The following is a 14,738-nucleotide window of genomic DNA, read 5'->3' on the forward strand; positions in this document are numbered from 1 at the left end:
ATGGCAAAAATGACCAAGGCCCAGCGCGAATGGCGGCCGGGTATGCCCAAAAAGCGCCGGTCCACCAAAGTGATGTTCGCTTCCACCGTGCTGCTGCTCGAAGCGTTCGTCGCCTTCTTCGGCACGCTGGCCGTCTTCGGCTTGAGGCGCGGGGAAGTTGACCCAGGCATTATCCTGGGGGTCGGAATCGCACTGACGGTGGTGCTGGTTCTGGCATGTGCCGTGCTGTCCAAGCCATGGGGCATCGCCCTGGGGTGGGGGCTGCAGCTGGTGCTGGTCCTTACGGGCTTCGCCGAACCCACCATGTTCATCGTGGGGATCCTGTTTGCCATCTGCTGGTGGTACGGGATCAGGGCCGGTATGCGGATTGACCGCGAGGTGGCCCAACGCGACCGTGAACAGGCCGAATGGAACGCAGCCCATGATGACCAAGCTGGCACCCAAACCCCGTAAACTGGCTGGGAAAATCACCTACCAACCGCATTGGAGCAACTGTGAGCATTGAACGGACCCTTGTCCTGGTCAAGCCCGACGGCGTCGCCCGCAACCTGGCCGGAACCATCCTCGCCCGGATCGAAGCCAAGGGCTACACCCTGGCGGAGCTGAAGAAGGTCAACGCCACCCGCGAACTGCTGGAGCAGCACTACGAGGAACACGTGGGCAAGCCGTTCTACGAGCCATTGGTTGAGTTCATGCTCAGCGGACCGGTCATCGCTGCGGTTTTCGAAGGCCACCGTGTGATTGAAGGCTTCCGCTCGCTGGCCGGAACCACGGATCCGACGACGGCGGCACCGGGCACCATCCGCGGCGACTTCGGCCGCGACTGGGGCCTGGCAGTCCAGCAGAACCTTGTTCATGGCTCCGACTCGGTTGACTCCGCGGAACGTGAAATCAAGATCTGGTTCGAGGGCTAAACAACCTCCACCGCAATAACAGTTAAGGCCAATGTTCTTGATGAACATTGGCCTTAACTGTTATCCCGCGAGCGGTGGTTCTACGCTGTCGACGGTACGAAGAGGTGGATGAAGGAAAAGAAGATCGTGGCGATCACTGCGACATACAGCAGGGCGACGATGATCCAGCCGTACCCGGACAACAGCTTGACCACCGCGGGTGGCGCCTTGATGACCCCGGTGGTGACGTTGCGGATTGTCACCCAGACGAAAAGCGGGATCATGGCGGCCCACACCACCATGCAGAACGGGCAGAGCACGTGGATGACGTAAAGGGCCTGCGACCACAGCCACACAACAAAGGCGAAGCCAAGGGTCACGCCGGCTTGGAGACCCAGCCAGTAACCCCGTGAATACTTCGCTCCGGCAAGAATGCCCATGGCCGTAGTGATGATCACGGCAAAAGCGACGATCCCGATGAACATGTTGGGGAACCCGAACACCGAGCTCTGTGGTGTCTGCATCACGGCACCGCAGGAGACAAAGGGATTCACATCGCACACGGTCACATGGTTGGGATCTTTGAGTACCTCAAGTTTCTCCAATACCAGGGCGCCGGACGCCAACCAGCCAATAACGCCGGTGATCAACAGCAGCCAGGCGAAAGGCTTGTCGCGGACCGTTGCAGGGAGGTAATCCTGGTGGACGGACGTTTCCTCCGCATGGCTTGTGGCTTGATTGGCCAGGTTTTCCCTGGCGGTGCTTGGCATCGCGGATGTGATCCTTTTCGACATATGGCCCGGCAAGCCGGGAAGGGCTCTTGGGAGGATTGTAACTCCGAAGACTGGACGGCGGCCCCAGCAAGAGGGGGGAGTTCCGCGACACAGCGGCCTTCGCGGGGAATGTGCAGGGGTGTGAGAGAATGAACATGGCCGGAAGTCGATCCACATTCGACGCCCGGTCCGGTGACTTTGTTCCCAAGACCGCCAGTATGAGCCGGGCATGCCTGGATCACGTGATCCCCGGTAGGCCCGCCATGACAATGGACGGCACCTGGTTGTGGCAGCAGAACAACGGGTTTCAGAATAAAGCCGCCGGCCTTCCAGGGCTGCCGCACCCCAATGCTGGTGCGAACCGGAAGGCATACTGCCGACTTCTGTCAACGCCTGAGGGTTTTGACAATATTTGCTCCACTGGGCGCCGGATGTGGCGGTGTCGCTGGGGCAGGAGTGTTGCCACATATGGATAATGACCAGGTTGTAGCCGTTAATGACGAGGCAGCTCCCGCGGAAACTGCGGAAGCGCCCAAGAAAGCCACCAGGACCCGGCGCAAGGCTGCGCCCAAGGTTGCTGCTGACGTGGAGGCACCTGCCGCAGAGGTGTCCGCCCCGGATGCAGCCGCCGAGGCCACCGCAGCACCGGCGCGCCGCACCCGTTCCCGTAAAAAGGTGGAGCCCGCCGAGCCGCTGCCGGGTTTGGGAGACGAAGGTACTGCAGAGGCCAGCCCCGAATCAGCCGCCGAGCCTGCCCCCGAAAAGCCGGTCCGCCGTCGTCGTACTACCAAACCCAAAGCTGAGGCCGTAGAGGTGCCCGCTGCTGCGGCAGCCATCGAAGAAAGCACGACGCCGGGCGAGGCCTCCCAGCCGGAAGAGCCTGCCGCTGAAGAGGCGGCCCCGGCCGCAGCAGGGGAAGCCGCCTCCGAGGAGCCGGCCTCGGCAGCATCCACTTCCCTGTTCATGGAGCCTGTTTCCATCACCTCCATGATCTTCCAAGCCCCGGACCTCACCACGGTTCCCCGTGTTGCCGCGGTGGAAGAGAAGGCCGAGGAGCCCGAAGAAGAAACCGAAGCCGGTGCTGAGGGCGAGCTTGAAGATGCGGGAAGCCGTCGTCGCCGCAGGAGCCGTGGCCGCCGTGGACGCCGCGGAACCGAACGCGACGAGAATGAGACTGAAGACGGCACCGAGTCCGAGTCCGAGGACGAGGAAGCGCCGGCAGCTGAGGCTCTTGAAGAAGGTGTGACGTCGCGTCGTCGTCGCCGCCGCCGTCGTGGAGACCAGGATCTTGAACTGACCGGCGGCACGGATGATGATCCGCCCAACACCGTCACCCGTGTGCGCGCCCCCCGCCCCGTGACCGAAACTGCTCCGTCCAACCGCGTGACGGCCGTCAAGGGCTCCACCAGGCTGGAGGCCAAGAAGCAGCGACGCCGCGAGTCCCGGGAGACCGGACGCCGCCGCCAGGTCATCACCGAGGCCGAGTTCCTTGCCCGGCGCGAGTCGGTGGACCGCCAAATGATTGTCCGTCAGCGCGACGACAGAATTCAGATTGGTGTCCTGGAAGACGGCGTGCTCGCCGAGCACTTCGTGTCCAAGACCCAGCAGGACTCCCTGATCGGCAACGTGTACCTGGGCAAGGTCCAGAATGTGCTGCCTTCCATGGAAGCCGCTTTCGTGGACATCGGACGTGGCCGCAACGCCGTCCTGTACGCCGGTGAAGTCAACTGGGACGCGGTCAACCTCGAAGGCCAGCCGCGCCGGATCGAGAACGCCCTGAAATCCGGCGACTCCGTCCTGGTCCAGGTCACCAAAGACCCCGTAGGTCATAAGGGCGCCCGCCTCACCAGCCAGATCTCCTTGCCGGGCCGCTACCTGGTGTACGTGCCCGGTGGTTCCATGACCGGCATCTCACGCAAGCTGCCCGACGTCGAACGCAACCGCCTCAAGCGCATCCTGAAGGATCGCTTGCCCGAAAACGCGGGCGTTATTGTCCGTACTGCCGCTGAGGGTGCGTCGGAGGAAGAACTGACGCACGACATCAACCGTCTGCGCGCACAGTGGGAAGGCATCGAAGGGCAGGCCTCGTCCACCAAGGTCCTGGCTCCTGAACTCCTGTACGGCGAACCCGACCTCACCATCAAGGTGGTTCGCGACGTCTTCAATGAGGACTTCTCCAAGCTGATCGTCTCCGGTGACGACGCCTGGGACACCATTGAGGCCTACGTGACGTACGTTGCCCCTGACCTGGTGGGCCGCCTTGAAAAGTGGACCAAGGATCAGGACATCTTTGCTGCCTGGCGCATCGATGAGCAGATCCACAAGGCACTGGAACGGAAGGTCTTCCTGCCCTCCGGTGGTTCCTTGGTCATCGACCGCACCGAGGCCATGACCGTGGTGGACGTCAACACAGGCAAGTTCACCGGCAGCGGTGGAAACCTCGAAGAAACAGTCACCAAGAACAACCTTGAAGCGGCCGAGGAAGTGGTTCGCCAGCTCCGTTTGCGGGATATCGGCGGCATTATTGTCATCGACTTTATCGACATGGTCCTGGAATCCAACCGCGACCTCGTGCTGCGACGCATGGTGGAGTGCCTTGGCCGTGACCGCACCAAGCACCAGGTGGCCGAGGTGACGTCTCTGGGCTTGGTCCAGATGACACGCAAGCGCATGGGCACTGGCCTCCTTGAGGTTTTCGGCGAGCAGTGCGAGCACTGTGCCGGCCGTGGCGTCGTGACGCACGACGAACCCGTTGAGCACCGCCGCGCCAACGTTGTAGCTGCCGAACATCACCGGCCGCACACCGAGGTGCAGCAGCCTGCTGCTGCACGGACCGAACGCAAGCGCCGCCGCGGGAAGGGTGGGGGACAGGCCATTGCCGAAGCCCCCGCTCAGGTCCATACGCCTGCGTCCGCCCCGGTTGCCCCCGCGACCACGGCTGAACCGCAGGATCCTGCCCGGCAAGCCAAGGCTGAGGCCACCAGGGCTGCTTTGGCGACCATCGCAGCTGCAGCGCATGCCGCACACCTGCATGACGACGAAGTTCACCGCGCAGAAGAGCAAGCACGGGCCGCCGGGCAGCACGAGCCAACCAGCACCGCATCCGGAATTGCGGCCAGCGGTGAAGCAGCAGCGACTGCCCACGAAGCAGCAGTCCAGGAAGCGAGGTCTACTCCGGTCCTTCGCTTCGGCGGAGAAGAAGTTGCCTTGCCGTTCGTGGAGCACCACGAGGAACCGCAGGCAGCCCAGCCTGCCATGAGCCTGGATCTCCTGGCAGAAGCGTTCTCCCACCTGGGCGCTGCTCCGGCATCTGAGGAAGAAGCCGTATCGGTTGCGGCCCCGAGTTCGCCTGCAGAGGAAGATCCCGAGGCTGCTTCAGTTCCGCGGGGTCGTCGTGGTCGTCGCAACCGCAGTGCCAGCAGGGCCCAGGGCGCGGCCAATGAAACCAGCGTGGAGCACCATGACGTGACGGTATCGGCCACCCAAGGCTCAGCCCATGAGGCCAAGGCGCCCGTGGAGCCGGCCAAGAAGGTGTCAGCCGACGAGCCCATCATCCTTGGAGTCGGGGTTCCGGCCTCGGAGCTCTAAGCAAGGATAGGCCGCTCTCATCGCGGCCAACAGCGACTGAGAGGGAGGGCCCCGCACTACCTGCCATTGGCGGTTAGTGCGGGGCCCTTTACGTCCCCGTCAATCCATGGCCCCGTCAATCCATGGCGCCGGCAGCGTGCTTGGTCATATCCGGGCTCCGGCGTGGTCCGGTACCCGCACCACATTGCTTCCCCGCTAGGCTTGGGGACTGACACGGGGTGCCGGGCGTTGGGCCAGGCTGAGATCCAGACCCGTTGAACCTGTCCGGTTAGCACCGGCGAAGGGATGTCCTCATGACTGCATCAACATACTCATCGGTGTACCCTCTTGGCGTTTCCGACGCTCACACGTTGGCCGACCGAATCCCACGCGTTCTGAGTATTGCCGGCTCGGACCCATCGGGGGGTGCCGGAATTCAGGCGGACCTGAAAAGCATTGCAGCACTGGGCGGGTACGGCATGGCTGCCATCACGGCTCTCACTGCGCAGAACACCGTAGGGGTCAGTGCCGTCCACGTCCCGCCCGCGCACTTCCTGCGTCAGCAACTGGAGGCCATAAGCGCTGACATCACCATTGATGCCGTGAAGATCGGGATGCTTGGCGACGCTGCCGTCATTGACCAGGTCCGCGGCTGGCTCGAAGCGGTGCGACCCGCCGTCGTGGTCCTCGATCCGGTGATGATGGCCACCAGTGGTGACCGTCTGTTGCGGGAGTCCGCCGAGCAGGCCCTGCGTTCACTGCTTCCCCTGGCCCACCTCATCACGCCTAACATCCCGGAGCTGGCCATGTTGTTGGGTGAACCTGAGGCAGGGGACTGGGCCTCGGCGCTGGACCAAGGAAAGCGTCTAGCCGCAGAGTACGGGAACACGGTCCTGGTGAAAGGCGGCCACCTGCCGGGCCCGGACTGCCCGGATGCCCTGGTGAACACCACCGGGCTGCTGTCCCGGGACGTGGTGGAGGTGACGGGACCCCGTGTGGCTACGCTCAACAGCCACGGAACGGGTTGCTCCCTATCGTCCGCCCTGGCCACAGTCCAAGCCCGCACAGGTGACTGGGAAGCTTCGCTGCGGGAGGTAAAACGGTGGCTGCTGGGGGCATTGACGGCCTCGGAGGACCTCCAAGTGGGCCAAGGGAACGGGCCGGTGAATCACTTCCACCACCTCAGGCGGGTGCCATCGCCGGGCGCCTTTGCTGCGACATTGTGGAAGGCTGCCGTTCCGGAACTCGAATCAATTTACGGACTTCGGTTTATTCAGCAACTCCAATCCGGCGAACTTCCGGAACGTGATTTCGCTTACTACCTCGCCCAGGACGCGATCTACCTCAACGGATACTCCAGGGTCTTGGCGCGCGCCGGCGGGCTGGCACCCACCGAAGAAGAACAACTGTTCTGGGCGAAGGCATCGCAGCAGTGCCTGGAGGTTGAGTCGGAGTTGCACAGGAACTGGCTGAGCACCCGCGACGCGTCCTCAGGAACGGGGCCGGTCACCAAGTCCTATGTGGACCACTTACTGGCAACGTCGGCTTCCGGCAGTTACGCCGTGGTCCTTGCGGCCATCCTGCCTTGTTACTGGTTGTACGCCGAAGTGGGTCAGCAGCTTCATGCTGCCTACGTAGACGCCGGCGCCCCCGCAGATCATGCCTATGCCGAGTGGCTGAAGACGTACGCCGACGAGGACTTCGCTGCGGCAACGCGGAAAGCGATCAATCTCACGGATGCTGCGGCGAGGGCGGCTTCTGACATGGAGAGGGCCGCCATGATGGAGGCTTTCACCCAGTCCTGCCGCTACGAGACGGCATTCTTCGATGCTCCCAGGCTGTTTGCTTGATCCCTCCCGGGCGGCGGCTCAGCCGCTTTCCCTTAGGCTTCGCCAGGGCAATCGCGGCGACACGTCCGCGCGTCGCCGGCTGAATCGCGTTAATCTCGTCCAAACACTGTAGGCTGTTTGGGCACGGTGCCGGGAGGGTCCGTTACAACTGGTGACGCAAGTCACGAGGTAGCCTCCGGACTCGGCCTCATTTGCAGCTGAAGGTCAAACTAGCGTAATCTTGATCTTCGGTGCTTACGCCAACACTTGGGTTATGCCCCTTGATATTGTTCATGGGATGACTCGCGGACTTCGATCAGAAGTCCACGGCGTTGAGGCACAGCGCGAACCAGGCCTGATTCCAGTTCAAGGTTCCGCACGCAAATTTTGTAATAAACGTCGAGAGAAGTGAGTACCCAAGTGGTGTACGCGATTGTCCGCGCAGGCGGCCGCCAAGAAAAAGTTTCCGTTGGAGACTACGTAACGCTGAACCGCGTCCCCGGTGGAGCCGGTAGCACGCTTGAGCTGCCCGCATTGCTCCTGGTTGACGGCGAGAAGGTCACCTCCGCAGCTGCGGAACTGGCCAACGTCAAGGTCACGGCTGAGATCCTCGAGGACCTCCGTGGTCCGAAGATCGTCATCCAGAAGTTCAAGAACAAGACCGGCTACCGGAAGCGTCAGGGTCACCGTCAGGAACTGACCAAGATCAAGATCACCAGCATCGCGTAACTTTACGTTACCCGCTGTTCAGGTTTTTCAGTTTCCCCAGAAATTTAGAGGCAGGCATTTCACATGGCACACAAAAAAGGCGCGAGTTCCACTCGCAACGGTCGTGACTCCAACGCTCAGTACCTGGGCGTCAAGCGTTTCGGTGGTCAGGTAGTTTCCGCTGGCGAGATCATCGTTCGCCAGCGTGGAACCCACTTCCACCCCGGTGCAGGCGTCGGTCGCGGTGGCGACGACACCCTGTTCGCACTGCAGGCCGGGGCGGTTGAGTTTGGTACTCGCCGCGGCCGTCGCGTAGTGAACATTGTTGCTGCTGCAGCTGCAGAGTAACAACAAGTTCTGAACCGGTGGAGCGGGCCAAACGGCCCGCTCCACCGTTCTTTTAACCGCATTACAATCGACTAGGGCGCTTAGCGCACTGGTTTTTGCAACAGCGCTGGCAACAGCAACAAACGCTGTAAGACAGCAACTGAGGAGATCCACGTGGCGAGCTTTGTAGACCGGGTAGTCCTGCACGTATCCGGCGGAACCGGCGGCCACGGCTGTGTCTCTGTTAAGCGGGAGAAGTTCAAGCCGCTCGGTGGCCCTGACGGCGGCAACGGCGGCAATGGTGGCGATGTCATCCTTCGGGTTTCCGCCCAGACCACAACCTTGCTTGATTACCACCACGCTCCCCACCGCCACGCCACCAACGGTGGCCCCGGCATGGGTGACTGGCGAGGCGGCAAGAACGGTGAAACCCTGATTCTGCCCGTGCCCGACGGCACCGTGGTCAAGACCAAGGACGGCGAAGTCCTGGCTGACCTCGTTGGCGAGGGCACCGAGTACATTGCAGCCGCCGGTGGCCAGGGCGGCCTTGGCAACGCATCCCTTTCATCCCAGAAGCGCCGGGCCCCGGGCTTTGCACTGCTGGGCATCGAAGGTGAATCCAGTGACATCGTCCTGGAACTGAAGTCCATCGCAGATATCGCCCTGGTTGGTTTCCCCTCTGCCGGTAAGTCGAGCCTCATTGCAGCCATGTCCGCTGCCCGGCCCAAGATTGCCGACTACCCCTTCACTACCCTCATTCCCAACCTTGGCGTGGTGCAGGCAGGCGAGGTCCGGTTCACTATTGCCGATGTTCCCGGCCTGATTGAAGGTGCCAGCGAAGGCAAGGGCTTGGGCCATAACTTCCTGCGTCACGTGGAGCGTTGTGCCGCCCTGGTGCACGTTCTCGACTGCGGAACCCTTGAATCGGACCGCGATCCTCTCTCCGACCTCGCCATCATCGAGGCCGAACTTGAGAAGTACGCAGTAGACATGAGCTACGCCGGCGTTGACGGTGAAGTGGTGCCCCTGAATGAGCGTCCCAAGCTGGTAGTCCTCAATAAGGTGGATCTTCCCGACGGCAAGGACATGGCCGAGTTCGTCCGCCCGGACCTCGAAGCCCGCGGCTACCGCGTCTTTGAAGTATCGGCAACAAGCCACGAAGGTTTGCGTCAGCTCGGCTTTGCCATGGCTGAGATTGTCAAGGCAGCACGGGATGCCGTTCAGACTGCCCCGCCTAAGGTGGCCCCTCCGGTCCTGCGTCCGCGCGCCGTCAACGAGTCCGGCTTCAAGATCCGCCGCGAGGAGAAGAACCTCGAGCCGCTGTTCCGCGTCTTGGGCGAGAAGCCCGTGCGCTGGGTCAAGCAGACTGACTTTACCAACGAGGAAGCCATTGGCTATCTTGCAGATCGCCTTGCCAAGCTTGGTGTTGAAACCGAGCTCTTCAAGGTTGGCGCAAAGCCCGGCGATACCGTGGTCATTGGTGAAGACGACGGCGTGGTGTTCGATTGGGAGCCCACCATGATGGCCGGTGCAGAACTCCTGGCAACGCCCCGCGGTACCGATATTCGCGTTGCGGACATCGGCGACCGTCCCACGCGTTCACAGAAGCGTGATGAGCAGACCGAGCGCCGCGAAGCCAAGGCTGCTGCGAGGGCCGAACTTGAAGCTGAGCGCAAGGCAGGTATTTGGACTGAGTCTGTCAGTGGTCGCCGTGCCCAGGCAGTGAAGGAAAGCCACCTGGATTCCGGTGATGACGACTAGGACCGTCGACGCTCCGGACATGGCTGAGGGCCTTGAACGCCAGGCCCTTGCCACCGCCAAACGGATTGTTGTCAAAGTGGGGTCATCCTCGCTGACCAGCATCAAGGGCGGCATCTCCGAAAAGTCCCTCACGGGGCTGGTCAATGCCCTGGCCGAAAAGCGCAATGCGGGTACTGAGATTATCCTGGTGTCTTCGGGTGCCATCGCTGCCGGTCTTGCGCCTTTGGGCCTGGCCAAGAGGCCCAAGGACCTGGCCACCCAGCAGGCTGCCGCCAGCGTTGGGCAGGGGCTTCTGATGGCACGGTATACACAAGCCTTCAGCGCGCACGGCGTAACAGTCAGCCAGGTCCTGCTGACCGCCGATGACCTCATGCGCCGGACGCAACACACCAATGCTTTCCGCGCCTTGGACCGGTTGCTGAACCTCGGTGTGGTGCCGGTAGTTAATGAGAATGACACCGTGGCCACTCATGAGATCCGCTTCGGCGACAACGATCGCCTGGCTGCCTTGGTGGCACACTTGGTCCGCGCCGATGCGCTGGTGCTGCTGTCCGACGTCGACGCCCTCTATGACGGCCCGCCGTCCCAGGGCGCGCAACGCATTCCGTTGGTCCGTGGTCCGCAGGACCTCGAGGACGTGACCATTGGCAAGGCAGGCAAGGCGGGCGTTGGAACCGGGGGCATGATGACCAAGGTGGAGGCAGCGTCCATTGCTGCCGGCTCGGGTATCCACGCACTGGTGACGTCAACGGCCAATGCTGCGGCGGCCTTGGCGGGCGAGGACGTGGGAACCTGGTTCGCCGTGAACGGCAACCGCAAGCCCGTCCGCCTTCTCTGGTTGGCGCACCTGGCGACGGTTCAGGGCCGGCTGATGCTCGACGACGGCGCGGTGAAAGCTGTGCGGGACCGGCACAGATCACTGCTTCCCGCAGGCATTTCAGACATCAGTGGTGACTTCGAAGCCGGGGACCCTGTAGAGATGGTCGCCCATGACGGGACGGTCTTGGCACGCGGCCTGGTGAACTACTCTTCGGAAGAACTCCCGCGCATGCTGGGCCGTACCACCCAGGAGCTGGGTCAGGCCATGGGCCGTGGCTATGACCGCGAAGTTGTTCATGTTGACGATCTGGTGCTCCTGAGGGCCTCACGCTCATCTAAACTTGGAGCATGACTGACGCGCTGACCCCTGACGCCCCTGCGATCTCCGACGTTTCCGGTACGCCCGGCGTGACGCCGGAGAACCCTGCGGCAGGCGGAGTGCCGTTGTCACCGGAAGATGTCCAAACTGCCGTCCATGCCATCGCGGACCGCTCCCGTAAGGCCGCCCGACGCATGGGACAGGCAAACCGGGCATGGAAGGACCGTGCGCTGCGTGCCATCGGAACTGCCTTGGTGGAGAACCGGAAGCACGTACTGGAGGCCAACTCCAAGGACGTGGCCGTGGGTCGCGCCAACGGCACTTCTGCCGCACTCCTGGACCGTCTGACCCTAACCCCGGCCCGTATTGACGGCTTGGTGGCTGCCTTGGAGAACCTGGCAGGTTTGCCCGATCCTGTGGGCAATGTGGTTCGTGGCCAGACGCTTCCCAATGGACTGCGCTTGCGCCAGGTGAATGTCCCCATGGGTGTTGTGGCAGCCATTTATGAGGCCCGGCCGAACGTCACGGTGGACATCGCCGGCCTGGCACTGAAGAGCGGAAATGCAGTGATCCTTCGTGGAGGTTCGGCCGCGGCCAACACCAACGAGGCACTGGTTCGGATCCTTCGCGAAGCGCTGGATTCCGTCGGCCTGCCTGCCGACGCTGTGCAGACCGTGGACCAGTATGGCCGCGAAGGGGCCAACGTGCTGATGCGCGCGCGTGGCCATGTGGACGTCCTCATTCCCCGCGGTGGGCGCGAGCTCATCCAGACTGTGGTGACCAACTCGGCCGTGCCCGTCATTGAAACCGGCGAAGGCAATGTCCATATCTTCATCGACGAATCCGCGAACGAAGAAATGGCCGTGGAGATTCTCCTCAATGCAAAGACGCAGCGTCCCAGCGTTTGCAACACCGTGGAGACCCTGCTGGTGCACTCCGGTACCACGGTGCTGCCTGCCGTTGCCAAAGCACTGCGTTCCGCCGGAGTCACGCTCCACGTGGACGAGCGGATCGCTGCGGCCTTGGGCAAGGACATTGAGACAGTTCCCGCTGATGACGAGGACTGGGCCACCGAATATATGGACCTCGACCTCGCCATTGCCATGGTGGACAGCCTGGATGAGGCAGTCAACCACATCCGCACCTGGACCACTGGCCACACGGAAGCGATCCTCACGAACAACCTGGCCAATGCTGAGAAGTTCATTGCCAACGTTGATTCTGCAGCTGTGATCGTCAATGCCTCCACCCGGTTCACTGACGGCGGCGAGTTGGGGCTAGGAGCCGAAGTGGGTATATCCACCCAAAAGTTGCACGCCCGCGGTCCCATGGGCCTCACCGAGCTGACCACCACCAAGTGGATCGTCCAGGGTGAGGGCCAGATCCGCGCCTAGCAACGCGGTAACATAGAACAGAAGTCCGGAACGGCGGGGAGTCCCGCCGTCGAAAATCCTTGAGAACCAACTAGGGGAGAAGATGCTGTTTCAGCAGATCGCCACGTCCATTGCCGCCCAAACTGAAGGCGGCCACGAGGAACTCGCTCCGCTGTGGGCCGAGCCGTGGGTCTTCGGCGTATCGATGTTTGCCCTGATGCTGGTTCTCTTGTTCGTCACCCTTTCCTACACCAACCTTGGCAACCGCCATGAGGCTGTGGAAGAGCACGCTGATCCGCACCGCCAGCACCCGAACAAGCACACCCACGGCCAAGGCCACTAACATTATCGCCGCAACACCGCGTGGGGAGGCGGGGCGCAGGCTCCGGCTGGGCGTGATGGGTGGAACGTTTGATCCCATTCATCACGGCCACCTTGTGGCTGCCAGCGAGGTGGCAGCCCAGTTCGGCCTTGATGAAGTGGTTTTCGTTCCTACAGGCCAGCCGTGGCAGAAGTCGCACAAGCTGGTCAGCAGGCCTGAGCACCGTTACCTCATGACGGTCATCGCCACAGCTTCCAATCCAAGGTTCACAGTGAGCCGGGTGGACGTTGATCGTCCCGGGCCGACCTTTACCATCGACACCCTCCGCGATCTCCGTGCTGAGCGTCCCGAAGCCGACCTTTTCTTCATTACGGGCGCAGACGCCTTGGCTCAGATTCTTTCGTGGAAGGATGTGGACGAGTTGTGGTCTTTGGCCCACTTCGTCGGCGTCACCCGTCCCGGCCATGAACTTCACGACATGGGCAGGGACGACGTCAGCCTGTTGGAAGTGCCTGCCATGGCGATCTCCTCCACGGATTGCAGGACCCGCGTGGGCGCAGGGAACCCGGTCTGGTACCTCGTTCCTGACGGGGTAGTGCAGTACATCGCAAAGTATGGACTGTACGCGGCGCCCTCCATCGCAGCGGATCTGACACCCGCACTGTCCGGATCAGACGACCAAGCACGTACTGAATGAGTTTTGAATGAGCAGCCAGGACCAGCGACCCATCCGCAGCAGGCGTGAGCTTCGGCGTGCCCGGGAAAAGCACCCCGATGAACAGCAAGTGGATACTTCCGCACCGGATGAGGTAGAGAACCCTCCTCACACCGAGCGTCCGAACGGCCGCAATCGCCGCGCCGCCGATGCCCCGGTGGACGCCGTGGGACCGGCAGCCCAGGAACGGTCGTCTCAAATCCGCGCTCGGGATCGTGCAGCTCTGCGCACCATCAAGGAGCTGGCGGACAAAGAAGAGCAGCTCTCCGGCGGGGGACCCCCCACGCGTCGTCAGCTGCGTCTCCAGCAACTTCAGGCCGAAGTTGCCACCTCCATGAATCCCATTGTTCCCGCGCCCGCGGCTTCAATTGCTGGGACCGCGCCTGCTGTTCGCACGCCGGCAAAGGACAGGCCTCAGCCCGCGGCCGCCAACAATACTCCCAAGCCCGGGGCAGCCAACAAGACCTCCACTGAGAAGTCTCCAAGCGCTCCTGTGCCCGCAACGGATGGTGCGGGGCGCGGCAATGCCCCCGCGGAATCCGAAATGTCCGTGGAGCAGGCGCTTGCAGTTCGGCAATTGATTGCCGCTCAGGTGGAAAACCAGACGGCAAAGCTGGAACATATTGCCGAGCAGGATCCCTTGGCCGTGGATCCTAATGTTCTTGCTCAGCAGATTGCCTTGGCGGAGCGTGCCGCTGTCCTGAACAAACGTGCTGCTGCCAAGCAGAAGCTTGCCGAAAAGACCCAAGCTGATTCTGGAAAAGCTGCCTTGGATTCTGGAAAGACGGCGGGCACCGGCAAGAGCACACCGGATTCGGTCAAAAACCCTTCGGAATCCGGGGGGAACGGTAAGTCGCCGTCGGCAACTGCCGGTCCGTCCACTGCCAACAACCTCGCGATGGTGACTCCGTTGGAGTTCGTCAAGGTGCCGGGGATTGAACGTCCTGTCATGAAGCGCCCCACCACGACGTTTGTCCCGCTGGTCACTTCAGCAGGGCCTAAGGTCGAAGCCGGGCAAGCTCCGGCCAAAAAGTCGGGGCCACGTGGCCGCGCCGGCGTGCTTGCCCGTGCAGAAGCGGTAGCGAAGTCGGCACGGAAACGTCCTGAGCCTGCGGCGGAGGCGTCCGAGGAAGGGCAGCGTCCTCCCGTTTCGGCCAGCGCAGCGTACGGCCTTGACCCTTTGGACGCCAACACTGCGGGTCTGGCCCGCGCGCAACGTAACAGGTTGCTGCAGTTCGGCGTCCTGGCGTTGGGCATCGTGGCCCTCATCGTCGGCATCATTATGATCACCAGCGGCTAATTCTGCTGAACCCTGAATTGCGTTGAAAAAAA

General features: G+C 62.4%; 13 protein-coding genes and 1 riboswitch. Of the genes, 12 read left to right on the forward strand and 1 reads right to left on the reverse strand.

The genetic code is table 11. From position 1 onward, the window contains the following. A complete protein-coding gene (locus J7I86_RS00310; protein ID WP_214814774.1) occupies positions 1 to 453 on the forward strand; it encodes a DUF4233 domain-containing protein in 453 nt (150 codons plus the stop codon). A 41-nt stretch (positions 454 to 494) separates the two neighbouring features. Next, on the forward strand, positions 495 to 914 hold the full coding sequence (ndk, locus tag J7I86_RS00315; protein WP_214814776.1) for a nucleoside-diphosphate kinase: 420 nt from the start codon (positions 495 to 497) through the stop codon (positions 912 to 914). Between the two features lie 80 nt (positions 915 to 994). Here ndk and J7I86_RS00320 read toward each other — a convergent pair whose 3' ends face one another. Continuing rightward, positions 995 to 1,663: a vitamin K epoxide reductase family protein gene (locus tag J7I86_RS00320; protein ID WP_214814778.1), complete on the reverse strand. Its 669-nt coding sequence runs from the start codon at positions 1,661 to 1,663 to the stop codon at positions 995 to 997. Between the two features lie 471 nt (positions 1,664 to 2,134). Here J7I86_RS00320 and J7I86_RS00325 point away from each other — a divergent pair, with 471 nt between their 5' ends. The 10 genes from J7I86_RS00325 to J7I86_RS00370 all read left to right on the forward strand — a co-directional run bounded on the left by J7I86_RS00325 (position 2,135) and on the right by J7I86_RS00370 (position 14,706). Further along, positions 2,135 to 5,254: an Rne/Rng family ribonuclease gene (locus J7I86_RS00325; protein ID WP_214814780.1), complete on the forward strand. Its 3,120-nt coding sequence runs from the start codon at positions 2,135 to 2,137 to the stop codon at positions 5,252 to 5,254. A 204-nt stretch (positions 5,255 to 5,458) separates the two neighbouring features. Then, positions 5,459 to 5,557: riboswitch (TPP riboswitch) on the forward strand. Then, positions 5,548 to 7,083, forward strand: coding sequence for a bifunctional hydroxymethylpyrimidine kinase/phosphomethylpyrimidine kinase (locus tag J7I86_RS00330; protein WP_214814782.1), 1,536 nt, complete (start codon positions 5,548 to 5,550; stop codon positions 7,081 to 7,083). Its footprint overlaps the riboswitch before it by 10 nt. Before the next feature lie 399 nt (positions 7,084 to 7,482). Continuing rightward, positions 7,483 to 7,791 (forward strand): 50S ribosomal protein L21, encoded by a 309-nt coding sequence (gene rplU / locus J7I86_RS00335; protein ID WP_024816904.1) that lies wholly within the window; start codon positions 7,483 to 7,485, stop codon positions 7,789 to 7,791. 63 nt (positions 7,792 to 7,854) lie between these two features. After that, on the forward strand, positions 7,855 to 8,118 hold the full coding sequence (gene rpmA, locus J7I86_RS00340; RefSeq protein ID WP_003803426.1) for a 50S ribosomal protein L27: 264 nt from the start codon (positions 7,855 to 7,857) through the stop codon (positions 8,116 to 8,118). A gap of 153 nt (positions 8,119 to 8,271) precedes the next feature. Next, positions 8,272 to 9,858, forward strand: coding sequence for a GTPase ObgE (obgE, locus tag J7I86_RS00345; RefSeq protein WP_214814784.1), 1,587 nt, complete (start codon positions 8,272 to 8,274; stop codon positions 9,856 to 9,858). After that, positions 9,848 to 11,029, forward strand: a complete 1,182-nt coding sequence (gene proB / locus J7I86_RS00350) for a glutamate 5-kinase (protein WP_214814786.1) — start codon at positions 9,848 to 9,850, stop codon at positions 11,027 to 11,029. The genes obgE and proB overlap by 11 nt, the downstream gene beginning before the upstream one ends. After that, positions 11,026 to 12,390: a glutamate-5-semialdehyde dehydrogenase gene (locus J7I86_RS00355; RefSeq protein ID WP_214814788.1), complete on the forward strand. Its 1,365-nt coding sequence runs from the start codon at positions 11,026 to 11,028 to the stop codon at positions 12,388 to 12,390. The genes proB and J7I86_RS00355 overlap by 4 nt, the downstream gene beginning before the upstream one ends. Before the next feature lie 82 nt (positions 12,391 to 12,472). Then, on the forward strand, positions 12,473 to 12,712 hold the full coding sequence (locus tag J7I86_RS00360; RefSeq protein ID WP_214814790.1) for a hypothetical protein: 240 nt from the start codon (positions 12,473 to 12,475) through the stop codon (positions 12,710 to 12,712). Next, positions 12,639 to 13,388 carry a nicotinate-nucleotide adenylyltransferase gene (nadD, locus tag J7I86_RS00365; RefSeq protein ID WP_309476637.1) on the forward strand — a complete coding sequence of 250 codons (750 nt, stop codon included), beginning with the start codon at positions 12,639 to 12,641 and terminating at the stop codon, positions 13,386 to 13,388. The genes J7I86_RS00360 and nadD overlap by 74 nt, the downstream gene beginning before the upstream one ends. A 7-nt stretch (positions 13,389 to 13,395) precedes the next feature. After that, positions 13,396 to 14,706: a hypothetical protein gene (locus tag J7I86_RS00370; RefSeq protein ID WP_214814792.1), complete on the forward strand. Its 1,311-nt coding sequence runs from the start codon at positions 13,396 to 13,398 to the stop codon at positions 14,704 to 14,706. Positions 14,707 to 14,738: the final 32 nt, after the last annotated feature.

Origin of the sequence: Arthrobacter sp. ISL-95 (genome assembly GCF_018613695.1) — a bacterium.
Lineage (GTDB): Bacteria > Actinomycetota > Actinomycetes > Actinomycetales > Micrococcaceae > Arthrobacter.

Coding starts and splice junctions, on each gene's coding strand:
- J7I86_RS00310 (WP_214814774.1), top strand. CDS start 1: ATGGCAAAAATGACCAAGGCCCAGCGCGAATGGCGGCCGGGTATGCCC.
- J7I86_RS00320 (WP_214814778.1), bottom strand. CDS start 1,663: ATGCCAAGCACCGCCAGGGAAAACCTGGCCAATCAAGCCACAAGCCAT.
- J7I86_RS00325 (WP_214814780.1), top strand. CDS start 2,135: ATGGATAATGACCAGGTTGTAGCCGTTAATGACGAGGCAGCTCCCGCG.
- J7I86_RS00330 (WP_214814782.1), top strand. CDS start 5,548: ATGACTGCATCAACATACTCATCGGTGTACCCTCTTGGCGTTTCCGAC.
- rpmA (WP_003803426.1), top strand. CDS start 7,855: ATGGCACACAAAAAAGGCGCGAGTTCCACTCGCAACGGTCGTGACTCC.
- proB (WP_214814786.1), top strand. CDS start 9,848: ATGACGACTAGGACCGTCGACGCTCCGGACATGGCTGAGGGCCTTGAA.
- J7I86_RS00355 (WP_214814788.1), top strand. CDS start 11,026: ATGACTGACGCGCTGACCCCTGACGCCCCTGCGATCTCCGACGTTTCC.
- J7I86_RS00360 (WP_214814790.1), top strand. CDS start 12,473: ATGCTGTTTCAGCAGATCGCCACGTCCATTGCCGCCCAAACTGAAGGC.
- nadD (WP_309476637.1), top strand. CDS start 12,639: ATGAGGCTGTGGAAGAGCACGCTGATCCGCACCGCCAGCACCCGAACA.
- J7I86_RS00370 (WP_214814792.1), top strand. CDS start 13,396: ATGAGCAGCCAGGACCAGCGACCCATCCGCAGCAGGCGTGAGCTTCGG.